Source organism: Polynucleobacter sp. TSB-Sco08W16, assembly GCF_018687455.1.
GTDB lineage: Bacteria > Pseudomonadota > Gammaproteobacteria > Burkholderiales > Burkholderiaceae > Polynucleobacter.
This window is the reverse complement of sequence record NZ_CP061291.1, coordinates 991,552-1,012,868: the sequence shown is the minus strand read 5'-3', so window position 1 is coordinate 1,012,868 and position 21,317 is coordinate 991,552. Positions and strand designations below refer to the sequence as shown.

Below are 21,317 nucleotides of genomic sequence, written 5' to 3'. Positions count from 1 at the left end.
TACACAAGGGGCTTTCATGACAACTAAGAAATCAGATCACACAGTGACACAAGAGGCAGCCGCTTCCAGTGCTGATCAGTTGATTGGTGAGTTCAAATCTCTGATGGCAGATGCTGAGGCATTGATCAAGGCAACAGAAGATCATCCTGGCGATGTGGTTCATTCCATTCGTAATAAAGCTCTGGAAACTATTTCTGGTGCTAAAGAAAGTCTTTCCAACCTTGAGGGCACCTTGACAGAAAAGGCTAAAGTGCTTGCTGAGGGTGCTGATGATTTTGTACATCGTAATCCTTGGGAAGCAGTTGGTGTTGCCGCAGGCTTAGGTCTATTAATTGGCCTTTTTATTCGTCGTCGTTAAGAATATATGTCTCAAGAAAATTTACTTTCCTCAATTAAACATTTAGCTGCTAATGGTGCCTCTATTGCCCAAACGCGCTTAGAGCTTTTATCAGTTGACGTCCAAATTGCGCGCAGCAAATTAATCAGTCTCATAGTGATGATTGTTAGTGCTCTGTTCTTTTTATTCTTTGGCTTGGTAATGCTTGCATTACTTATTGTGATCTACAGCTGGGAATCAGATCGCATGCTCGCATTAAGTCTACTAACAGGCACATTTCTTTCGATTGGCTTGATATTGGCCTTATTGATTATCCAATCCTTGCGCAAGATGCCTCAGTTATTTGAAGCATCTATAGCGGAATTGGCGAAGGATAAAGAAGCGCTCTCACGCTAGATTTCTATGAATGAGAAATTAAAGTCTTTAGAACTTCGTCGTCTCAAGCTTCAAGAAAAAGCAAAACAAGAGCGCAATGATTTTGCTGCCAACTTTGAGCCCTGGGAGAAGCCCCTGTCATGGGCTGATAAAGGAATTGATACTTTTCATTTTCTAAAAAATAATCCCCTGTTATGGACGAGCGCCTTTGCAGCGCTGGCACATTACAAGCCAAAATTAGCTAGCAAGGTCCTAGCGGTAGGTTGGGGTGCTATGAAGCTACTGAAGAGCGCCAAGAAGCTCGTTTAAAGAATTTAGCTAACTAAAACGGATTTATTGGGGATGCCGTTTTGATTCAGAATAGTGCTGCCATTGAGTGCGCCTATTTCCAGCAATGTAATTGCACCGCAAACTGCAAATCCCGCATTACGCAGTAATTTATCGGCCGCAATGAGAGTTCCCCCGGTTGCTAGAACATCATCCATTAGCAGCACCCTGGCGTCTTTTGGGAGCGTCGATTGCTGAATTTCCAGTGAATCCGAGCCGTATTCCAGTCCATAGAACTCACGATGGGTGGCCAGAGGCAGCTTATTTGGCTTTCTGGCGAGGGCTAAGCCTTTGTGGGCATGGTAAGCAAGTGCAGAGCCAAAGATAAAGCCTCGAGATTCAATGCCTAAAATATGGGTGTAATCAAAAGTTCGAGCCAATTCTTCTAGTAAGACAATCGCCTCTTTGAAGGCCGCTGGATTAGCTAGTAAAGGGGAGATATCTCTGAATAAGATTCCAGGCTTGGGAAAATCAGGAACACAGGGTAGATAATCTAATAAATTCATTTATGGCAGGCATGAAAACTAATTACCTCATTATCACCGCATTGGAAAGTGAGCTCAAGCGAGCTGTGCTGCCAGCTGGCGTGGAGATTGTTTATTCGGGTATCGGTAAAATTAATGCAGTCAGCGCTAGCCTTAAGGCAATACATCAATATGCACCGCAAATGATAATTAACTTTGGGACTGCTGGCAAAGTCAATCCACAGCTAAATGGTTTATTGAAAATAGGCAAAGTGATTCAGCGCGATATGTCTACAGAGCCTCTTGCCCCACGTGGTAAAACTCCCTTTTGTAATAAACCTTTTGAATACCTATCATCAGGAGAATTTACCTGCGGGACTGGCGATAGCTTTGTCACTGCACATGACCCTTGGTTGCACGCTCAAAGTGTGGATGTGGTGGATATGGAGTTATTTGCTATTGCGGCTGCTGCTTATGAACATCAAATTTCTTGGCAATCCTATAAATACATCACGGATGACGCTAATGAAAACTCTGGTAGTGATTGGCAAGCAAAAGTACATCATGGCCAAGATCTATTTTTAGACAAACTTAAGCAGTTGCTAAGTTAGTTGATAAGCCTTTAAGTATGAACCTCTCCAAGCCTTGGCTAAAAAATTATCCTGAGGGCGTTCCGCATGATATTGGTGAGCCTGCATATTCCTCGCTCACGGAATTTTTAGAGGAGTGCTTTTCCCTATTTGCAAGTCGTAAGGCAGTAGAGTCCATGGGTAAGTTTTTTACCTATCGCGAAATTGGTCGTCTATCTTTAAACTTTGCATCCTATCTTCAAACCTTGCATTTAGAGCCGGGTGCGCGCATTGCATTAATGTACCCAAATGTTATTGAATATGTAATTGCGATGTTAGGAACATTAAGAGCGGGGTATGTAGTCGTTAATATCAATCCTCTCTATACCTCTCGTGAGCTTGAGGCACAGTTAAAAGATAGCGGCGCTTGTGTATTGGTGATGATGGAAAATTTTGCCAGCACCTATCAACAGATCGTTGCCGAAGTCCCGGTCCAAAAGGTAATTGTGAGTAGCCCTGGAGAGTTGTTGGGTCTGAAGGGGCATCTCGTAAACTGGGTGGCACGCAATATCAAAAAGCTCATACCTGCTTGGGATGTAAAGCATATTTCATTTAAACAGGCCTTAGTAATTGGCGGCAATCATCATTTTCATAAGCCAATCATCAGCCTAGATGACATTGCTTTTCTTCAATACACAGGCGGCACCACAGGTATCTCTAAAGGTGCTGTATTGCTTCATCGGAATATCCTTGCTAATGTGATGCAAATTGAGGCATGGCTAAGCCCGGGCATAAAACACAAATCTGATCAGCAACTTCAATTCTTGTGCGCCTTACCCATGACGCATATATTTGCTCTAACGGCTTGCGCTCTTTTGGGTATTGCTAAAGGAGGGCTATTAATTTTGGTAGCTAACCCACGAGATATCGATGGCTTTATTAAACTATTAAAGAAGCATTCTCAGATCAATATCTTTCCGGGTGTGAATACCCTGTTTCATGCGCTTATCCATCGTCCTGAATTCAAAGCTGTAAAACTTCCTAATCTATTGGTAACGATTGGTGGCGGAATGGCGGTCCATAAGAAAACCGCTGATCACTGGCAGGCACTCACAGCTTGTCCTATTGCCCAAGGATATGGCTTATCGGAAACTTCACCTGTTGTTTGCGTTAATAGTCCACTAGAGAAACATTTCACAGGCCATATCGGCATGCCAATGCCAAGTACTGACGTGGTGATTCTGGATGATGATGAAGTTCAATTGCCTCAAGGCACACCTGGAGAAATATGCATTAAAGGCCCCCAGGTCATGCCGGGATATTGGAATAAGCCAGAAGAAACCGCCCATTGCATGACGGCCGATGGTTACTTTAAATCAGGTGATATCGGCTTTATTACTGAAGATGGCAATATTCATATCGTAGATCGTAAAAAAGACATGATTGTGGTTGCCGGCTTTAAGGTCTTCCCAAATGATGTTGAAGACGTTTTATCCCAAATGCCAGGCGTCAAGGAGTGCGCAGTAATAGGGGTTCCACATCGCAAGCTAGGCGAGATCGTGAAGGCTTATATTGTTAAGTCTAACCACCATACATCCGAAGCAGATGTTCTTAAGTATTGCAAAGAACATCTGACTAGTTATAAGCGCCCACGTAAGGTAGTTTTTATTCACGAGCTTCCTAAATCTAACGTTGGGAAGATATTGCGTCGTGAACTCAGAAACAACTAAGCACTATTTTATTTACTAGGCGTCTTGCCTACCATCTTGGCCGCACGCAAGAAATCAAAGTCAACACCCTTATCTGCCTGAGTAACCGTATCTAGAAACAACTTCTTATAGCCACGCTCAGCTGTCGGGGGAGTGATAGGATTATCTTTTGCTCTCTTTGACAACTCTTCATCAGAAATAAGTAAGCTGATTTCACGATTCTTTACACTCAAGCGAATGCGATCACCATTGCGTACATGAGCTAAGGGGCCGCCGATAGCGGATTCAGGGGTCACGTGCAACACAATTGTGCCAAAAGCAGTTCCACTCATACGGCCATCGGAGATGCGGACGATATCCTTAACACCAGCACGAGCTAGCTTCATAGGAATGGGGATATAGCCTGCCTCTGGCATGCCTGGCGCACCCTTGGGACCAATATTTTTAAGCACAATGATGTCCTGGGGCGTGACATCTAAGTCGGGACTATCAATTCTGTTGGCTAAGTCTTCGGAGTTTTCAAATACAACGGCGCGGCCTTCATGTTCCATGAGTTTTTCATCGGCAGCAGACTGCTTGATGATGGCTCCACCAGGGGCAAGATTACCGTGGAGAACGGCAATGCTGCCACGTGGATAAATAGGGTTATCGATCTTGCGCACTACATCTTGTTTAAAGCTTGGTGGACCCGCATCAATTTCTTCACCAAGTGTTCTACCGGAGACAGTCATTGTGTTGAGTTTGAGGAGTGGTTTAAGCTCTCTCAAAAGCGTGGTCATGCCACCAGCATCATGAAAATTTTCCATGTAATGATCGCCTGATGGCTTTAGGTCAACCAATACAGGTGTTTCATTTCCCATTTTGTCTAAGGCATCTAAATCAATCTCTAGACCCATTCGTCCAGCAATAGCAGCCAGGTGAACAATGCCATTAGTTGAGCCGCCAATCGCAAGCAATACCCGCATTGCATTCTCAAATGCATCAGCAGTCAGAATCTTGTCTATGGTTAAGCCATCTTTGGCCATTTGTACTGCACATGCCCCAGTTTCTTCGGCTACGCGAATGCGATCTGCTGTAACGGCGGGCGGAGTTGCGCCACCTGGCACTGTCATGCCCAATGCTTCAGAGATACACGCCATGGTGCTAGCGGTACCCATTACAGAGCAGGTACCTACGCTGGCAACGAGTTGATCATTAACCTCATCCTTTTCAACTTCATCAATTTCTCCAGCGCGAAATTTACCCCAGTAACGACGACAGTCGGTGCAGGCCCCAACACGTTCACTGCGATGTGATCCAGTAAGCATAGAACCCGTAATCAGTTGAATAGCAGGTAAACCAGCAGAAGCGGCGCCCATCATTTGGGCGGGAACTGTTTTATCGCAACCCCCGATCATCACCACTGCATCCATAGGCTGAGCGCGCAGCATCTCTTCGGTGTCCATCGACATGAGGTTGCGTAGATACATGCTGGTTGGGGCAGCGAAGCTTTCATGAATTGAGATTGTCGGAAATTCCATAGGTAGGCCGCCAGCCAACATCACACCTCGTTTAACCGCCTCTAGCAGTTGTGGCATGTTGCCGTGGCAGGGGTTGTATGCACTTCCTGTATTGATGATGCCAATCACTGGGCGATCTAATGCGCTGTTGGTATAGCCAGCGCCTTTAATAAAAGCTTTACGCAAAAATAAAGAAAAACCTTTGTCACCATAACTCGTTAGACCTTTGCGAAGGCCGGTCTCGGGCGGGTTATTCGAATCTTTTGGCTTTGTACTCATGTTTGTCTCTACGTTATGTTTATTAATAGGCTGTTGCAATCATTGTAGCTATATGACTTAGGGGTTGCCGCCCCAGCGGTATTGCCAGGAGATTCCAACGGCGTTGTAGCTTGTATCTGTTCTGGAATAAACTCCCTTGCTTCCTGAGAGGCGAATTGAGTTCTGCTTGTCTATGGGATATGAAAGGGTTGTTCCAAAGCGCCAATTTTCTTGAGTACCATTGGCCGGTATGCCATTTACATAGGTTTGTCCTCCAGTGAAATAAGTGGCATCGGCTGATATCCAGGCGGTACTAGGGAAGTAATAAATGACATGGGTTTCACCAGAGTAGACTGGGTTTTGAGAAAGAGTATTACTACCCATGTAGCTTGTATTGCTGGTATAAATCGTAGCCATACCAGCAAGCTCTAATCTCCAGGGGCCTGCCGCTTGAGACAAGCCCATGGCTGGCTGGATTAGAGAGCGATTTCCGCCGACATTCACGATTTGATTGCTGTTGTACTCACCCCAGGGAATGGTGGCGGCAATACTCGCACCTATAATGAGATCTTGTTGATAGTTTTTGAATTCGCTATTCGATAGAGCCGGTGCCCCATATAAATTAAAGGAAGCTTTAATCATGGGATCGGAGAGACCTTCGGCGGATGCATTAATTGTTTGACCACCAACATGACCTGTGCCAGAGAGTTCTGAATAGGGCATTGTTAAAGTCAGACGCCCAGATTGACCGGCGACATCAATAACATGAGTAAGGCTCACTGCTTGGGTATTGAGGGTGTAAGAGCCGCTTTTAGCTTGAGCAATTCCACCGGTGACAAAGCTCATTCCAATGGGCGCATTCGAGTACGCACGCGCCTCAATCTCTTGGGCGTGGAGTGAGCCAGAAAAAATAGAAATGAGGCCTATAAACCCATATAGCCAAATTGGTTTAGACGCAAACAGTCTAGGAATCCTAGCTGTCATGACATTTGCTGTCACTCTTATTTTTTTGTGCCAAATAAAATGACTGCAGTCGTTGGTGCACCAAGAGTCATTCGCATTCCTTTAATCACTAAGTAAGGCCAAACAATGAGCCAGTAAACCATCGACATGGCGATGACATGTATGGGGTTACGTTGCCCAAAACTGGTCATGGAGATAAAGAATTCTTTTCCATGTATTAAGCCATCGACTCCAGCTTCAAGATAATTTAAAGCAATCACAATTGCGAGGTATAGCAGTGATTCAACAAACACGGATTTAATAATTCCATGATTTTTATCCAGCTTAATGGGAAAAATAGCCTCGGCAATCAGCATGAATTTCGCGCATAGTGCTGCTTTAATCAAAGCCATTCCAAATGGCGTCAAAGGAATGGGGCGCTCATCGAGTATTGCCATAGCCAGAAAAGTCAGGGAGCAGAACCAAAGTCCAAAGTAAATTGTCAGTACTAGGGCCGCCTTAGCCTCTTCAATTACCTTTGCCTCAAAGTTCTTCGGTCCGTGATTTGAGGTTGAGCCGCTATTAATGGACATAGTTTAGTTTCTGTATGAAGCTGTTTAGGCGTTGCAACAAGATTCGCCACTAGAGCATGAAGAGTTTGCCTCTACCGGCGCAGGCTCCTTGGTATAGCGGGCGATATAAGCTTTCTTGCTCTTCAAGGCTAGCTTGATCCAGACAAAATGTCCGGAGCCTGGTGCAACCGTTATAGGTTCGCCACTCATATTCCACATCGCATCTAAAACAATATCTTGATTACCCTGCGGTTCGATGATCTCGAGTTTGTCGCCCACTGAAAAACGGTTTTTGACATCTACCTTGATGCGCCCATTGACTTGATCTACATCTAAAGTTTCGCCAACATAAAGACTTCTGCCAGAGAGTGAATGACCTCTCATATAGAGTTGATATTCTTTGTCGTGATGACGTTCATAAAAACCATCGGTATAACCGCGATTGGCTAGGCCCTCAAGATTGCCAAGTAACTTGGTATCAAATGGTTTACCAGCCACCGCATCATTAATTGCAGTGCGATAGGATTGAACAGTACGAGAAACGTAGTAGGGTGACTTGGTGCGACCCTCAATTTTGAAAGAGTCAACACCCATTTTGGTCAGTCTTTCAATATGCTCTACAGCACGCAAGTCTTTAGAGTTCATGATGTATGTGCCGTGTTCATCTTCTTCCATCGGCATTAGTTCATCAGGCCTTCTGGCCTCCTGAAGTAATACCACATCACCGCTTTGGTTCTGCTGCCCAGGCTTCACCTTGTAATCCCAGCGACAGGCATTGGTACAGGCGCCTTGGTTTGAGTCCCGGTGAGACATGTATCCCGAAAGCAGGCAACGGCCAGAGTAGGCGATACATAAAGCACCATGAACAAAAACCTCAAGCTCCATCTCCGGACAGTCTTGACGTACTTCTTCGATTTCATCAAAAGAAAGTTCACGCGAGAGAATAACGCGACTAATACCTACCGAGCGCCAAAATTTGGCTGAAGCGCCGTTTACGGTATTGGCTTGCACTGACAAATGAATAGGCATATCAGGCCAAGCCTCTCTAGCCATCATGATCAAACCAGGATCGGACATGATTAAAGCATCAGGCTTTAATGCAATCACAGGGTTCATATCTTTGACATAGGTTCGTGTCTTACCGCCATGAGGCAGCAAGTTCGAAACCAAATAAAACTTCTTGCCTAAATCATGCGCAGTATCAATCCCTTGTTTAAGAACTTCGATCTTGCCAAAGTCATTGTTACGAACGCGTAGGGAATATCGCGGTTGACCTGCATAGATGGCATCCGCTCCAAAATCAAAAGCGGTCTCAAGCATTTGGAGGCTGCCCGCAGGGGCAAGGAGTTCAGGAGTTTTATTCATAGGCCTATTTTAGTGTGGCAAGGCATATTCTGGGTGGCCGTTCGGCACTTAGGATGCTGGAATGAAAAAACCACCTAAAAAGGTGGTTTTTCGTATTTGGCTCCTCGACCTGGGCTCGAACCAGGGACCTACGGATTAACAGTCCGGCGCTCTACCGACTGAGCTATCGAGGAATAAGCCGATATTATAGCAAGATGCAATCACTCCTTCCCACTTCTGTGCAGATCCCCAAAGTACTGACTATTGCTGGCTCGGATAGTGGAGGTGGGGCTGGGCTTCAGGCTGATCTCAAGGTGATCACAGCCCTTGGGGCTTATGGCATGTCTGTGATTACGGCAATCACCGCCCAAAATACCTTGGGCGTCACACGCATTCAAGATATTGATCTTGATGTGGTTGAGGCTCAAATTGATGCCGTTTTGTTGGATATTGGCGCGGATATCGTCAAGATTGGCATGTTAGCGAGTCCAGAAATAGTTCGCGTTGTCGCTAAATCATTGCGTAAGCACGGCGTGCAGAGAATAGTTTTGGATCCAGTGCTACGCGCGACTTCTGGCGCAAGTTTGGGTGGCGACGACACTGCACAAGCTATGATCACAGAGCTATTTCCAATAGCAACACTCATCACGCCAAATATGGACGAGGCATCTTTATTGCTTGGTCGAGATATTGCAGGCCCAAACGATTTCAAACTGGCAGCACAAGAATTGCTTGATATGGGTCCTCAGGCTGTACTGATTAAAGGCGGCCATTTAGATTCCACGCATACCCAAATTACCGACTACCTCATGTGGCGCACGCTTGAAGATGGCCTAGAAGTTGTCCAAACAAAAGAATTCAAACACTATCGCGTTAAAACTATCAATACTCATGGCACAGGCTGTTCACTCGCCTCAGCAATTGCCGTCTATCTAGCAGGTGGCCACGATTTATCGCATGCTGTTGCTAAGGCGATCGCTTATGTTGAGGCTGGGCTTGAGGCTGGACGGTTCTTGAGTATTGGTGAGGGCCCTGGACCTCTATGGCATATGCATGACTTTTACCCGACTGCCTTAACAAAGGAAGAGGATATTTAAACCTATCCGCAACACTTTTATCAATTTTTATAAAAATTAGATATAAAAGTTACTTTCGATATTACTCGTCTAATAGCCGTAAGGAGAATAGGATTAGAGGATGTCCCAAATCCTTTCTAATTACATCCATTTTTCTAAGTCGGCTCAACGAGTAAACAAGCGCTATAAGATCAATGATTGCAAGGAGCTGTTAGTTCTCGAGGCGGTATTTGGTGCTTACCTTGATAAAGTCGAATTTGCAGTGCTAGATCTCATTTTGCTCAATGAAATTGCCTCGCAAGCTACCCTTCATTCAATTATGAAGGGTTTAATCTCAAAGAAGATGATTAAGACTGAAGTCTGTAAGAGGGATGCAAGACGCAAATTTGTGTTGCCTACAAAACATGGCCTGACTTGGCTTAAAGATACTGCTGAGTTATTGCACGGCTTTCAAGGAAAGTAGTTAGCCAGATTTCTATCAATCCTGCGTGCCATAAAGATGACATGATTTGCCGTCAGCAGGCAAATTGATCATTGTCCCAAAGACTAAGCCTGCATTAAATCTTGTAAGTGCCTTACTGCTAGCTTTGGGTCCTTGGCTTGTGTAATTGCCCGTACTACCGCAATCGAACCAACACCACTTTTGGCTACCGCATGAATGCTATCTTGATCAATCCCACCGATAGCAACCAGAGGGTAGTGGCTCATCAATTTCGCATATTGATAAAGTCGTCCTAGGCCCTGAGGTGCGGTAGGCATTTTTTTGAGGTTAGTGGGAAAGACTGCGCCCATCGCAATATAGCTAGGGCAAAAACGATCGGCATAAGCAAGCTCTGCATATCCATGTGTGCTTAAACCAAGACGTAAGCCTGCTTCCCTAATCTTTTCTAAATTAGCAGTCTCCATATCTTCTTGACCTAGATGGACGCCATAAGCCTCTGCATCAATCGCTTCTTCCCAATAGTCATTGATAAAAAGCAAAGTCTTACTGCCTTCGACCGCCTTTACAGACTCTTTTATCTGTTTGCGAATTTTGTATCGGTCTTCAGACTTAAAGCGTAATTGCACTGTCGGAATTTCAGCCTCAACCATTCGCTTTACCCAATCGGCGTCCGGCATAACACCATACAAACCAAGGCGTTTAGGGCACTCCTTAAATGCATTGGGGTTCATATTACGAGTCCACGGCAGTAGATCGAATTGCTCTGGTCTATTTGGCCATTTAAAGGGATTAAAGCCGCCATCATGCAGGGTCATGCGAGACCACGCTTTGCCTAGAACCTTGGCATCAGATTCAATAAAGCCCATCTCGATTGCCGCTAAAGCGCCAGCAAGTTCGTAATGATCGGCAGCCGCTTCATTATCAATTCGGGGGGGAGGTGAGCTGATTGAAAAGGATGGAATCGCAATACATAGATCATCATTGCGATGGGCGGCAATAATTTGGTCGGCAAGATCACGTATCAGGCTCATATAGCTCTATCTAAACACACATTCGTACAACTTAGGCTTGATGCCAAAAAGGAGTGCCCACAAGGGGTGTGCTCGCTTGCGCAGATTCTTGGGGTTTCATGGCTCCAGATAAGTAGGCGGTACGACCAGCATCGACTGCCATAGCAAAAGAGTTAGCCATAGCAACTGGATCATTCGAGAGGGCGACGGCGGTATTGAGTAGTACAGCATCAAAACCCCATTCCATCACAGTGCAGGCATGGGAGGGTAAGCCAAGCCCGGCATCCACAATCATGGGCACCTTGATGCGGTCTCGCAACAACTTCATGGCATATGGGTTGAGGGGACCTTGGCCAGTGCCAATTGGAGCAGCCCATGGCATGATTGCCTGGCAGCCAACATCTACTAAACGTTGGCACAAGATTAAATCTTCCGTGCAATACGGCAGTACTTTAAAACCTTCTTTAATCAAGGACTCTGCCGTTTGGACTAGACGCAAAGTGTCGGGCTGTAAAGTGTAATCATCGCCAATCAGTTCCAACTTAATCCAGTCACTCTCAAAGACTTCACGTGCCATCTGTGCTGTAGTAATCACTTCTTGAGGGCTGTGGCAACCAGCAGTGTTTGGCAACACAGGCACTGCCATCTTCTTCAGGAGATCCCAGAAGCCACTGTGTGCCTCAGTTGTACTAGATCCCTGGCGACGCAAGCTGACCGTGATCATCGCTGGGTTAGATGCATTAACAGCATTTTCCAATACTTGCGGTGATGGATAGCGAGAGGTTCCTAATAGCAAACGACTAGCAAAGCTCTCGCCATAGAGAAATAGTGCATCTGCGCTATTGAGATTGTTTGGTAACGGTGCAGTCATAAGTAAATTAGTCAAAATCAGCCGCCGGTTACTGGGGCTATCACTTCAATTTGATCATTCTCATTTAATGTAAATTGTTCGTATTGAGTTTTGGGTACAAAGTTCAAATTAACAGCTACAGCAAAAGGCGGCTTGGCATTGATCAAAGAAAGCGCATCTGAAATCATGCTTTGATTTGGCAGTTCATATTCAACCTGATTAACAATTACGCGCATAGACTTGCCTCGTGATTGTTGGTGGTTCCAAGATTGCTAGTGATGCTTAGCCCTAATTCCAAGGCGGTATTGCTTTGGCCAAACTCTAAAACCTCTAGGGAGGAATCCAGAATCGCTGGTGAAATCATAAAACCATGGCGATATAGACCGTTGACCATAATCAAATCCGATAAACCTTTATCTTTTTGGATGCGTATTTCAGGTAGATTATTTTTGAGAGTAGGGCGGCACTGGGTTGCCATCTCCAAAATGCGGGCTTCTGCAAATCCGCTGTGTACGGTATAGACGGCACTGAGCAATTCCATTGCAGAGCGCAGACTCATCTCCGAAAGATCATCTGACTCGATTTCAGTTGCACCCACGACATAGATGTCGTTCTCCTTGGGGGCAATGTAGATCGGATAACGAGGATGAATTAAGCGAGTAGGTCTACGGAGCTTCACTTCTGGAGCATATAAACGCACAACCTCGCCGCGCACTCCCCGTAGCTTATTGGAAGTAGACAACCAAGCCTCCTTCGCACCATGACCCCGGCAATCAATCACGCTCTGATAAGGGCCATTCTTGCGCAGTTGTTCTGGCTCTGCTGCAGTATTCCAATGGCAATTCACTTTTAGGGTAATTAACTCATGGAGAAGTGCATCGAGTAGCTGACGATTATCGAGCTGACCTTCATTTGGTAAATACAAAGCCTGCATGAAGCGATCGGCAACTCCTGGTTCAATTTGTGCTAAATCAGAAGCGTTCAGTTTTATTGGGGCAGTTAGCTGAGGGTTATGGCGACAATTCTTTTCCAAGTGATTGGAAAAGCGTTCAGCCTCGCTTGCATCTTGTCTATGCCACAAAATGAGAGTGCCATCTTGCTGAAAAAAAACAGGCTTGGATAGTGCGCTAATTAAATCTTTCCAACGAGGCAAACTATGGATGCCCATTCGCACTACAGAGTCTTCGGTGATCGCAGACTCTGCCAGAGGCGCAAGCATAGCGGCAGCGATACGTGCAGCAGCGCCGCTTGCAGCAGAATCGCCTTTATCAAATAAATCAACCTGAGCCCCACGCTGAGCAAGTGCTACCGCTAGGAGACGACCCATTAGGCCGGCACCGACGATCGCGTATTTACTGTTCGTGAAGATGGGTTGATTCATTGCTATTGCTTATTGATAGATCTCGCTACCGCGCTTACGGAACTCAGCAGACATTTCTTCCATGCCTTTTGTTGCATCAGCAACCTCAGTAATCGGAATTACTTTCTTGCCATCTTTTGGATTACCGTCAGCATCCAGGGTTGCAGCATAGTCTCGCACTTCTTGAGTGATTTTCATGGAGCAGAACTTAGGACCACACATTGAGCAGAAGTGGGCAATCTTGGCACCTTCAGCAGGCAACGTTGCATCATGATATTCACGAGCGCGCTCAGGATCTAAGCCCAAATTGAACTGATCTTCCCAGCGGAACTCAAAGCGAGCCTTAGAGAGTGCGTTATCGCGTACCTGAGCACCAGGCAAACCTTTAGCTAAGTCAGCGCCATGAGCGGCGATCTTGTACGTGATGATTCCTTCGCGAACATCTTCTTTGTCTGGCAAGCCTAAATGCTCTTTAGGTGTCACATAGCAAAGCATCGCAGTGCCGTACCAACCAATTTGAGCTGCACCAATACCGCTGGTGATGTGGTCATAGCCAGGCGCAATATCTGTAATCAAAGGTCCAAGAGTGTAGAAGGGTGCTTCTAAGCAATGCTTGAGCTCTTCAGTCATGTTTTCTTCAATGCGCTGCATTGGAACATGGCCAGGCCCTTCGATCATTACTTGCACATCATGCTTCCAAGCTTTGGCGGTGAGTTCGCCGAGTGTGTGGAGTTCGCCAAATTGCGCTGCATCATTAGAGTCAGCAATACAACCAGGACGCAAACCGTCGCCTAAGCTAAAAGAAACGTCATACGCCTTCATGATTTCGCAAATCTCATCAAACTTGGTGTAGAGGAAGTTTTCTTTATGATGAGCTAAGCACCATTTAGCCATGATTGAGCCGCCACGTGACACGATGCCGGTAATGCGATCTGCCGTCAGCGGTACATAACGTAGCAATACGCCAGCATGAATTGTGAAGTAATCAACACCTTGCTCGGCCTGCTCAACTAGGGTATCGCGGAACATTTCCCAAGTGAGATCTTCTGCAATGCCACCAGTTTTATCGAGTGCTTGATAAATTGGAACGGTACCAATAGGAACTGGTGAATTACGAATAATCCATTCACGAGTTTCATGAATATGTTTGCCTGTGGAAAGATCCATGATGGTGTCGGCACCCCAACGAATGGACCAAACCATTTTCTCTACCTCTTCATTGATTGAAGAAGTCACAGCAGAATTTCCGAGGTTGCCATTAATCTTCACGCGGAAGTTACGGCCAATAATCATCGGCTCAAGCTCAGGGTGATTAATGTTTGCTGGAATAATTGCGCGGCCAGCGGCAATCTCAGAGCGCACGAATTCACCAGTAACGATGTCAGGAAGATTGGCGCCATAGCCTTTGCCTGGATGCTGCTTGAGTAATTGCTTGTAAGCAGGATCTTTACGCAGTTGCTCTAAACCCATTGATTCACGTAAAGCCACGTATTCCATTTCAGGCGTAACGATGCCTTTGCGAGCATAGTACATTTGACTGACGTTGTTGCCTGCCTTTGCAACTCGTGGTGCGCTAATATGCGCAAAACGTAAACTCTGGGTAGCTTCATCTTGAGAGCGAGCAACGCCATACTCAGAACTTGGACCAGAGAGTTGCTCAGTGTCATTGCGCTCTTTAATCCACTCTTCACGTAATCTTGGTAAACCTTTTTCAAGATTAATTACGATTTCTGGATCGCTGTATGGACCAGAGGTGTCGTATACAGGAACGGGGGGATTGGCAACTAACTCTTCACCAACGCGTGTTGGTAATTGTTCAATCATCCGAATCGGCGCTTTGATATCTGCGCGAGAACCTTGTAAGTAAGTTTTTGTCGATGCTGGATAAGCGAACTTTTGTCCGAAGTCGCGTTCCAAGCTTTTTAAACTTGGGATTTCATGTTTGGTTTTTTGGTTATCTTTACTCACGTCCATCTCCTAGCTGTTTTAGATGGACGAAACCGGGTGTCGGTCTGATGTAACTCCCCACGCCAGCATTACCTGGATCGGGTTCTAGGGTCTTTCTCAGCGCCTCTAAGCAAACTCTGCTTTCAAGGGCACCCCTGTTTCATCCTTAAGATAGATTTAACCACGAATTGGGGCTACTAGGCATGATGAACGTCAATTTCTGCTCCAGGAGCAAAAATTGAGCAGGAAGCACCAGCAAACCTTATCTATTGCGGCGCAATAGGAAATCTGCGGTTACAAAAGCGGCATCACTCGTAAATTCATCTGCAAGGATTCGGGCGGCAGCTTCTGCATAAGAAACTTCAATAAAACCACTCACTTCCCCATCATGATTTGTGGGGATGAAGTTGTCTAATAACTCCAAGTCGTAGACATAAAGCTGCTCATCATGAAATCCACGCCCGGAAATGGGGCGACGCATATGGATGCGACCAATTGGTTCAATTTCATCAGCGATTTGTGGAGGCACTCCAGCTTCTTCCCAAAGCTCGCGTTTTGCGCAGACCCAGGGAGTTTCGTCGGCAGCGATACCACCAGCAGCAATGTTATCCAATCTTCCGGGATCGGTTGCCTTATTTTCACTTCTTCGACCCAACCATATTGTTTTTTGTTTGGTGTAGCCATTGATATGCGTAGCCATGCTGCGAAATCCAAAGGTGCGAAACGCGGCACGCTCCAAGTGAAAGGATTTATGCCCGTGTTGATCTACCCATGCAAAGTCTTCATTCCGCCAGCCGGGAATAAAGCCGCCTAAGCGCATGCGATTTGCTAGCTGATGAAGACTTACTGAGACATCTTTTGGTCGACCCATTTGAATGTTCAGACGATCATTTCCCATCGATACCAGTGCGATAGGTTCCTTAACTAATGATTCTTGTAGGTATGGAATGAAATCGGGATTAAGGTGACCAATCATTTCTTGATCAGTACCGCCGCGCAACAAATAGATGGGCATGTAATCGGCGGGAGCCGAACGCGCTGTATTTTGGAGCATCTCCTCAAGGGCGGCGATAGTGCTGGTAGATAGGACTGTCATTTTGGCAAGTGTAAGGGAACTTCACATAAGGTGCAGCCTCTTGTCAATGATCTAAAGCACAAGGTTTAGACCCAATATTCATATGCACTTGCAAAAAATAGATAAGCTGGGACTGCTAATTATTTAAGCAGGCTAGGTCGCTCTATACAAATCTGTGACTTACGAAAACTTTTGTAGATTTATCCACAATCCCTGTGGATAAGTTTATTTTGTTTGCTGGTCCCGCCGACAGGAATCGAACCTGTATCCCACGCTTAGGAGGCATGTGCACTATCCATTGTGCTACGGCGAGTAAGAACATTTTTAAAAGTATGTTAGGTATGTTTGTGACACCGATAAATTACCACCCACATAAAGCCCAGACTTGATTGGTAACGGCGATCATCATATCGGGTGCGTAATAGGCGGAAAACACAAACAATAAAGCAAATAAAGCGAAGCCGTAAAAAATAAGCTTCCAAAATCCAAGCTTGCGATGCTTAAGCATTGACTGCTCGGTGAATAGCACGTTCTTGTACGGGTAGGTTCACTAAAAACGCAAACATGCCCAGTGCAATAGCAATTTGCCAAACAATCAGGTACGAGCCTGTCCGATCAAATAAATAGCCGCCTAAAAATGCGCCACAAAAACTACCAAGCTGATGCGAGAAGAAAACCAAACCAGAAAGCATCGTGAGATATTTCACACCAAAAATTTGGGCAACAATGCCATTAGTTAATGGAATGGTCGATAACCACAGGAAGCCCATGACCGCTGCAAAAATATAAGTAGATGTTGGACTCAATGGCAGTAATACAAAAGCAGCGATGGCGATAGAGCGACCTAGGTAAATACTAGATAAAAGATAGCGTTTCGGAAAGCGTTGCCCAAGGATACCGGCGCTATAGGTGCCAAAGATATTAAAGAGTCCAATCAAGGCCAATGCCGTGGTAGCAACAACAGGGGTTCCCACTGATGGATAGATCGAAGAAAGGTCTTTCAGATAGGGGGCTAAATGTACTGCAATAAATACTACCTGAAACCCACAAACAAAATATCCCAAGGTTAGCAAACGAAAGCTTGGATTATTAATAGCTTCTTTAAGTGCCTCTTTAATTGTTTGATCACCAAGGCTGTGTTGGTGTACAAAATTTTTCTCACGCAACATGAATGCCGTTGGAATCATTAAGCTGGCCATAAGGCCGAGCAGTAACAATGCATCTTGTGCGCCAAATGCACTTAATAATCCTTGCTCAGCTGGAATCATGAGGAACTGTCCAAACGAGCCTGCAGCAGCAGCAATGCCCATCGCCCAAACACGCTTATCAGCAGGAACGTTACGCCCTAAGATTCCGTAAACCACGCTATACGTAGTGGCAGTTTGTGCAAGACCGATGAATAAGCCGCCAGCAATGGTGAAATTGAGAGCGTCTGTGGAGATGGCCATGCCAGCTAAACCCAGTGCGTATAAAACGCCACCAGCAATCATGATCTTGAATGCGCCATATCGATCTGCAAGGGCACCAGTAATGGGTTGTACAGCGCCCCAAATGAGGTTTTGCAATGCAATCGTCAGGGCAAAGGTTTCACGACCCCAGCCGTTGGCCATGGTGATTGGCAAATTGAACAAGCCAAAACCATGGCGTATACCCATGGATAGGGTCACCATTAAGCCACCATAAATCAACACTTCCTTCATCGTTAGGGAAGCCTTTGATTGAGCTTGGCTCATTAGATAATTCCCTTTTGACGCAAGTCCGCAATCGCTTGGTCGCTTAACTGTAATTGCTCATGAAGCACTTCATTGGTGTGTTGTCCTAGCGTGGGTGGCGCCATACGGACTTCAGTCGGCGTCTTAGAAAGTTTCATCGGGCTAGCAACCAGTTTCATATTGCCAGTGCTTGGGTGAGGGACATTAATTTGCACATTTCTGGCAAGCACTTGCTCATTTTCAAAAACTTCCTTGAAGTTATTGATAGGGCCGCAGGGGACATTTGCCTGCTCTAAAAGCGCAATCCATTCACCTTTAGTCTTCTTGCGAGTCATCACCTCTAAAAGTGGAATGAGTTTTTTGCGATTCTGCACGCGCAAAGGATTGGTCAAAAATAATGGGTTATCGGCCAAGTGAGCTTCACCACCAGCAGTAACAAAGTGGCGATATTGGCCATCATTGCCGGCTGCCACAATCATCCAGCCATCCGATGTGGGGAAGGTTTGGTACGGAACAATGATCGGTGAGGCATTTCCCCAGCGCCCTGGAATTTCTCCAGAACTGAGGTAAGCGCTTGATACATTAGCCATGACAGCGATCTGTGTATCGAGTAAAGACATATCGATGTATTGGCCCTCGCCAGTATGGTCGCGATGGACTACCGCGGCTAAGATAGCTGTAGAGGCATACATCCCAGTGAAAATATCGGCGATTGCAACCCCTGATTTTTGTGGGCTAGCGCCCTCAAACTCATCGGCTTCGCCAGTCACACTCATGAAGCCACCCATGCCTTGAATGATGAAGTCATAGCCTGGGCGATGAGCATAAGGACCAGTTTGCCCAAATCCAGTAATGGAGCAGTAGATCAAATCTGCTTTCACCTTTTTTAAGCTTTCGTAATCCAAGCCGTATTTAGCAAGATCACCAACTTTGTAGTTTTCAATAACTACATCGGATTGAGCCGCCAATTGGCGAATAATCTCTTGACCTTCGGGTTTGCTGATATCAACAGTAATGGAACGCTTATTACGATTGATGCAAATAAAATAGGCAGTTTCTTCCGTATCCTTGCCATTCGCATCCTTAACGAAGGGAGGGCCCCAATGGCGGGTATCGTCCCCAGCGCCTGGACGCTCGACTTTAATAACATCAGCACCCAAATCCGCTAGGTTTTGAGCGCACCAAGGACCTGCCAGCACGCGGCTGAGGTCTAAAACGCGAATATGACTTAAGGCTCCCATGCCCTAATTTTGGCATGGATGACAGGGGATTTCCTGAAAAGTTCCGCCTTAGCCTCAGACATGACTACAATTTGCGCGCATGGCTACCCGTAAAACTTCTGAATACAGCGAATCGTCGATTCAGGTCCTAAAAGGACTGGAACCAGTCCGTCAACGGCCTGGTATGTACACCCGCACTGATAATCCCTTACATATCATCCAAGAAGTCTTGGACAACGCTTCTGATGAAGCATTGGGCGGTTTTGGTAAGCAAATTATTGTGACTTTGCATGCTGATGGCAGCGTGAGCGTTGAGGATGATGGACGCGGTATTCCGGTGGGTATGCATCCAACTGAGAAATTGCCCGTAGTGGAGATTGTGTTTACGCAACTTCATGCTGGTGGCAAATTTGAAAAGGGTACCGGTGGTGCCTATGCATTCTCAGGCGGTTTGCATGGTGTGGGCGTTTCAGTTACCAATGCACTTTCTAAGCGACTGGAAGTAACGGTCTGGCGTGAAGGACAGGTTTCAACTTTAACCTTTGCTGATGGCAAGGTAATTGAAAAGCTGAAATCGAAACCGTCTTTAAAAGAGGATAAGTCCCATGGCACCCGTGTAAGGGCATGGCCAGACGGTAAGTATTTTGATAGCTCAGCCATTCCGATGGCCGATCTCATTCGTCTTCTACGCTCCAAAGCAGTTTTGCTGCCTGGCGTCAAAGTAACACTCATCCAAGAGAAATCAGGCGATAGTCAAACTTGGCAATATGCCCAAGGCTTGCGTGGCTACCTGAATGAGGCTATCGCCCAGGCAGGACATGGTCCAGAAGTGATTCCACCATTTGAGGGCGAGCAATACGCTACAGGCACTGGCGAAGATGATTCCTTTGCTGAAGGCGAAGGTGCTGCATGGGTAGTGAGTTGGACCGAAGACGGTGCTCCAGTGCGTGAGAGTTATGTGAACTTGATTCCGACTCCTGCTGGCGGTACACACGAAAGCGGTTTACGTGAAGGACTATTTAATGCTGTAAAAGGCTTTATTGAGATGCATGCATTGCAACCTAAAGGCGTGAAGCTGATGCCTGAAGACGTATTTGCGCGGGCCTCTTTTATTTTGTCAGCCAAAGTATTGGACCCTCAGTTCCAGGGACAGATCAAAGAGCGTTTAAATTCACGTGATGCCGTGCGTTTAGTTTCTGGCTATGCAAAATCTGCGCTGGAACTTTGGCTGAACCAGCATGTTGATTACGGTCGTAAATTAGCTGACTTAGTGATCAAGCAGGCACAAGCAAGAACACGCGCTGGGCAAAAAGTTGAGAAGAAAAAATCTTCGGGTGTTGCGGTTTTACCTGGTAAGTTGACCGATTGCGAGAGTGAAGACATCGCTCAGAATGAAATTTTCTTGGTTGAGGGTGATTCTGCTGGTGGCTCGGCCAAAATGGGTCGCAACAAGGAATATCAAGCGATTTTGCCCCTACGCGGCAAGGTCTTAAATACCTGGGAGGCGGAGCGCGACCGCTTATTTGCCAACAATGAAGTGCATGATATTGCGGTGGCAATTGGGGTTGATCCTCATGGAGCTAATGACAATCCAGATTTATCTAATCTTCGCTACGGCAAGGTTTGCATCTTGTCAGATGCGGACGTGGATGGGGCACATATACAAGTATTGCTCCTCACGCTGTTCTATAAGCATTTCCCTAAACTGATTGAGTTGGGGCATGTCCATATTTCTAGGCCACCATTGTTTAGAGTTGATGCTCCTGCGCGTGGTAAAAAACCAGCACAAAAAATTTACGCCTTGGATGCAAATGAATTGCAAGCAATTGAGGATAAGTTGCGTAAAGATGGTGTTAAAGAAACCGCTTGGCAAATCTCTCGATTTAAAGGCTTGGGAGAGATGAGTGCAGAGCAGCTCTGGGATACAACCCTAAATCCAGATACACGTCGTTTACTACCAGTGACGCTTGGTACTTGGACTGAAGATGAAACATTTAAAACCATGGACATGTTGATGGGTAAATCAGAGTCCGGCGCTCGTCGTGATTGGTTAGAAGAGCGCGGCAATGAAGTTGAGGCGGATATCTAATGGCTAGTAAAAAGACACCCGGTAATAAAACCGCTGCTGAGCAAGCAGATTTATTTGCATCTCCAGTCGATGAGATCGAAATTGTTGAGGTAGATGAGGTGCCTGCCCAAGCAAAACAGGGTTCCTCAATCTCCCCCCAA

21 protein-coding genes, 2 tRNA genes and 1 riboswitch are annotated in these 21,317 nt (G+C 46.0%); of the genes, 8 read left to right on the top strand and 15 right to left on the bottom strand.

The window, feature by feature from the left end; genetic code table 11:
- Positions 1–16: 16 nt before the first annotated feature.
- Genes FD961_RS04990 through FD961_RS04980 form a run of 3 tightly spaced genes read left to right on the top strand, consistent with a single transcriptional unit; the run spans position 17 to position 1,021 of the window.
- A complete protein-coding gene (locus FD961_RS04990; protein WP_215392926.1) occupies positions 17–358 on the top strand; it encodes a YqjD family protein in 342 nt (113 codons plus the stop codon).
- A 6-nt stretch (positions 359–364) separates the two neighbouring features.
- Positions 365–733, top strand: a complete 369-nt coding sequence (locus FD961_RS04985) for a phage holin family protein (RefSeq protein WP_215392925.1) — start codon at positions 365–367, stop codon at positions 731–733.
- Between the two features lie 6 nt (positions 734–739).
- Positions 740–1,021: a YqjK-like family protein gene (locus FD961_RS04980; RefSeq protein WP_215392924.1), complete on the top strand. Its 282-nt coding sequence runs from the start codon at positions 740–742 to the stop codon at positions 1,019–1,021.
- Between the two features lie 5 nt (positions 1,022–1,026).
- On the opposite strand, the gene FD961_RS04975 is transcribed toward FD961_RS04980, so the two are convergent.
- Positions 1,027–1,545, bottom strand: a complete 519-nt coding sequence (locus tag FD961_RS04975; protein ID WP_215392923.1) for an adenine phosphoribosyltransferase — start codon at positions 1,543–1,545, stop codon at positions 1,027–1,029.
- Between the two features lie 2 nt (positions 1,546–1,547).
- Here FD961_RS04975 and FD961_RS04970 point away from each other — a divergent pair, with 2 nt between their 5' ends.
- Together FD961_RS04970 and FD961_RS04965 are read left to right on the top strand one after the other, a co-directional pair.
- Positions 1,548–2,114: a 5'-methylthioadenosine nucleosidase gene (locus FD961_RS04970; RefSeq protein ID WP_371817142.1), complete on the top strand. Its 567-nt coding sequence runs from the start codon at positions 1,548–1,550 to the stop codon at positions 2,112–2,114.
- A gap of 17 nt (positions 2,115–2,131) precedes the next feature.
- On the top strand, positions 2,132–3,802 hold the full coding sequence (locus tag FD961_RS04965; protein WP_215392922.1) for an AMP-binding protein: 1,671 nt from the start codon (positions 2,132–2,134) through the stop codon (positions 3,800–3,802).
- An 8-nt stretch (positions 3,803–3,810) separates the two neighbouring features.
- Here the strand turns inward: FD961_RS04965 and FD961_RS04960 are convergent, their stop codons facing one another.
- From FD961_RS04960 to FD961_RS04940, 5 genes are all read right to left on the bottom strand, one after another.
- Entirely contained in the window at positions 3,811–5,559 is a 1,749-nt protein-coding gene (locus FD961_RS04960; RefSeq protein ID WP_215392921.1) for an IlvD/Edd family dehydratase, read from the bottom strand.
- Between the two features lie 57 nt (positions 5,560–5,616).
- A complete protein-coding gene (locus tag FD961_RS04955) occupies positions 5,617–6,384 on the bottom strand; it encodes a transporter (RefSeq protein WP_251371218.1) in 768 nt (255 codons plus the stop codon).
- Positions 6,385–6,539: 155 nt separating this feature from the next.
- Complete coding sequence (locus tag FD961_RS04950; protein ID WP_083393502.1) at positions 6,540–7,073, bottom strand: hypothetical protein; 534 nt, start codon at positions 7,071–7,073, stop codon at positions 6,540–6,542.
- A 24-nt stretch (positions 7,074–7,097) separates the two neighbouring features.
- On the bottom strand, positions 7,098–8,417 hold the full coding sequence (locus FD961_RS04945) for a U32 family peptidase (RefSeq protein ID WP_215392920.1): 1,320 nt from the start codon (positions 8,415–8,417) through the stop codon (positions 7,098–7,100).
- Between the two features lie 97 nt (positions 8,418–8,514).
- A tRNA-Asn gene (locus tag FD961_RS04940) sits at positions 8,515–8,590 on the bottom strand.
- Between the two features lie 21 nt (positions 8,591–8,611).
- Here FD961_RS04940 and thiD point away from each other — a divergent pair.
- Positions 8,612–9,493, top strand: coding sequence for a bifunctional hydroxymethylpyrimidine kinase/phosphomethylpyrimidine kinase (gene thiD / locus FD961_RS04935; protein ID WP_215392919.1), 882 nt, complete (start codon positions 8,612–8,614; stop codon positions 9,491–9,493).
- Positions 9,494–9,593: 100 nt separating this feature from the next.
- The gene (locus tag FD961_RS04930; protein ID WP_215392918.1) at positions 9,594–9,935 is read left to right on the top strand and encodes a hypothetical protein; all 342 of its coding nucleotides are present in this window, start codon (positions 9,594–9,596) and stop codon (positions 9,933–9,935) included.
- Positions 9,936–10,018: 83 nt separating this feature from the next.
- Here the strand turns inward: FD961_RS04930 and thiE are convergent, their stop codons facing one another.
- The 9 genes from thiE to FD961_RS04885 all read right to left on the bottom strand — a co-directional run bounded on the left by thiE (position 10,019) and on the right by FD961_RS04885 (position 19,109).
- Positions 10,019–10,945 (bottom strand): thiamine phosphate synthase, encoded by a 927-nt coding sequence (thiE, locus tag FD961_RS04925; protein WP_215392917.1) that lies wholly within the window; start codon positions 10,943–10,945, stop codon positions 10,019–10,021.
- A gap of 31 nt (positions 10,946–10,976) precedes the next feature.
- Complete coding sequence (locus FD961_RS04920; RefSeq protein WP_215392916.1) at positions 10,977–11,795, bottom strand: thiazole synthase; 819 nt, start codon at positions 11,793–11,795, stop codon at positions 10,977–10,979.
- 17 nt (positions 11,796–11,812) lie between these two features.
- Positions 11,813–12,010, bottom strand: coding sequence for a sulfur carrier protein ThiS (gene thiS / locus FD961_RS04915; RefSeq protein WP_215392915.1), 198 nt, complete (start codon positions 12,008–12,010; stop codon positions 11,813–11,815).
- On the bottom strand, positions 12,001–13,155 hold the full coding sequence (locus FD961_RS04910) for an FAD-dependent oxidoreductase (protein ID WP_215392914.1): 1,155 nt from the start codon (positions 13,153–13,155) through the stop codon (positions 12,001–12,003). Before FD961_RS04910 ends, thiS begins: the two co-directional genes overlap by 10 nt.
- A 9-nt stretch (positions 13,156–13,164) precedes the next feature.
- Positions 13,165–15,108 carry a phosphomethylpyrimidine synthase ThiC gene (gene thiC, locus FD961_RS04905; RefSeq protein WP_251371217.1) on the bottom strand — a complete coding sequence of 648 codons (1,944 nt, stop codon included), beginning with the start codon at positions 15,106–15,108 and terminating at the stop codon, positions 13,165–13,167.
- Positions 15,109–15,139: 31 nt separating this feature from the next.
- Positions 15,140–15,248, bottom strand: a riboswitch (TPP riboswitch).
- A gap of 95 nt (positions 15,249–15,343) precedes the next feature.
- Positions 15,344–16,177, bottom strand: coding sequence for an NUDIX hydrolase family protein (locus tag FD961_RS04900; protein WP_215392913.1), 834 nt, complete (start codon positions 16,175–16,177; stop codon positions 15,344–15,346).
- A gap of 217 nt (positions 16,178–16,394) precedes the next feature.
- Positions 16,395–16,469: transfer RNA gene (locus FD961_RS04895), tRNA-Arg, on the bottom strand.
- A 187-nt stretch (positions 16,470–16,656) separates the two neighbouring features.
- Positions 16,657–17,889 (bottom strand): MFS transporter, encoded by a 1,233-nt coding sequence (locus FD961_RS04890; protein WP_215392912.1) that lies wholly within the window; start codon positions 17,887–17,889, stop codon positions 16,657–16,659.
- Positions 17,889–19,109, bottom strand: coding sequence for a CaiB/BaiF CoA-transferase family protein (locus FD961_RS04885; RefSeq protein WP_071465730.1), 1,221 nt, complete (start codon positions 19,107–19,109; stop codon positions 17,889–17,891). Before FD961_RS04885 ends, FD961_RS04890 begins: the two co-directional genes overlap by 1 nt.
- Before the next feature lie 79 nt (positions 19,110–19,188).
- Between FD961_RS04885 and FD961_RS04880 the strand changes: the two genes are divergently transcribed.
- Positions 19,189–21,177 (top strand): DNA topoisomerase IV subunit B, encoded by a 1,989-nt coding sequence (locus FD961_RS04880; protein WP_215392911.1) that lies wholly within the window; start codon positions 19,189–19,191, stop codon positions 21,175–21,177.
- Positions 21,178–21,317 lie beyond the last annotated feature (140 nt).

Excerpts from the sequence above, each read along its gene's own strand:
- FD961_RS04990 (WP_215392926.1), top strand. The coding sequence starts at position 17 with ATGACAACTAAGAAATCAGATCACACAGTGACACAAGAGGCAGCCGCT.
- FD961_RS04985 (WP_215392925.1), top strand. The coding sequence starts at position 365 with ATGTCTCAAGAAAATTTACTTTCCTCAATTAAACATTTAGCTGCTAAT.
- FD961_RS04980 (WP_215392924.1), top strand. The coding sequence starts at position 740 with ATGAATGAGAAATTAAAGTCTTTAGAACTTCGTCGTCTCAAGCTTCAA.
- FD961_RS04975 (WP_215392923.1), bottom strand. The coding sequence starts at position 1,545 with ATGAATTTATTAGATTATCTACCCTGTGTTCCTGATTTTCCCAAGCCT.
- FD961_RS04970 (WP_371817142.1), top strand. The coding sequence starts at position 1,548 with ATGGCAGGCATGAAAACTAATTACCTCATTATCACCGCATTGGAAAGT.
- FD961_RS04965 (WP_215392922.1), top strand. The coding sequence starts at position 2,132 with ATGAACCTCTCCAAGCCTTGGCTAAAAAATTATCCTGAGGGCGTTCCG.
- FD961_RS04960 (WP_215392921.1), bottom strand. The coding sequence starts at position 5,559 with ATGAGTACAAAGCCAAAAGATTCGAATAACCCGCCCGAGACCGGCCTT.
- FD961_RS04955 (WP_251371218.1), bottom strand. The coding sequence starts at position 6,384 with ATGAGCTTTGTCACCGGTGGAATTGCTCAAGCTAAAAGCGGCTCTTAC.
- FD961_RS04950 (WP_083393502.1), bottom strand. The coding sequence starts at position 7,073 with ATGTCCATTAATAGCGGCTCAACCTCAAATCACGGACCGAAGAACTTT.
- FD961_RS04945 (WP_215392920.1), bottom strand. The coding sequence starts at position 8,417 with ATGAATAAAACTCCTGAACTCCTTGCCCCTGCGGGCAGCCTCCAAATG.
- thiD (WP_215392919.1), top strand. The coding sequence starts at position 8,612 with ATGCAATCACTCCTTCCCACTTCTGTGCAGATCCCCAAAGTACTGACT.
- FD961_RS04930 (WP_215392918.1), top strand. The coding sequence starts at position 9,594 with ATGTCCCAAATCCTTTCTAATTACATCCATTTTTCTAAGTCGGCTCAA.
- thiE (WP_215392917.1), bottom strand. The coding sequence starts at position 10,945 with ATGAGCCTGATACGTGATCTTGCCGACCAAATTATTGCCGCCCATCGC.
- FD961_RS04920 (WP_215392916.1), bottom strand. The coding sequence starts at position 11,795 with ATGACTGCACCGTTACCAAACAATCTCAATAGCGCAGATGCACTATTT.
- thiS (WP_215392915.1), bottom strand. The coding sequence starts at position 12,010 with ATGCGCGTAATTGTTAATCAGGTTGAATATGAACTGCCAAATCAAAGC.
- FD961_RS04910 (WP_215392914.1), bottom strand. The coding sequence starts at position 13,155 with ATGAATCAACCCATCTTCACGAACAGTAAATACGCGATCGTCGGTGCC.
- thiC (WP_251371217.1), bottom strand. The coding sequence starts at position 15,108 with ATGGACGTGAGTAAAGATAACCAAAAAACCAAACATGAAATCCCAAGT.
- FD961_RS04900 (WP_215392913.1), bottom strand. The coding sequence starts at position 16,177 with ATGACAGTCCTATCTACCAGCACTATCGCCGCCCTTGAGGAGATGCTC.
- FD961_RS04890 (WP_215392912.1), bottom strand. The coding sequence starts at position 17,889 with ATGAGCCAAGCTCAATCAAAGGCTTCCCTAACGATGAAGGAAGTGTTG.
- FD961_RS04885 (WP_071465730.1), bottom strand. The coding sequence starts at position 19,109 with ATGGGAGCCTTAAGTCATATTCGCGTTTTAGACCTCAGCCGCGTGCTG.
- FD961_RS04880 (WP_215392911.1), top strand. The coding sequence starts at position 19,189 with ATGGCTACCCGTAAAACTTCTGAATACAGCGAATCGTCGATTCAGGTC.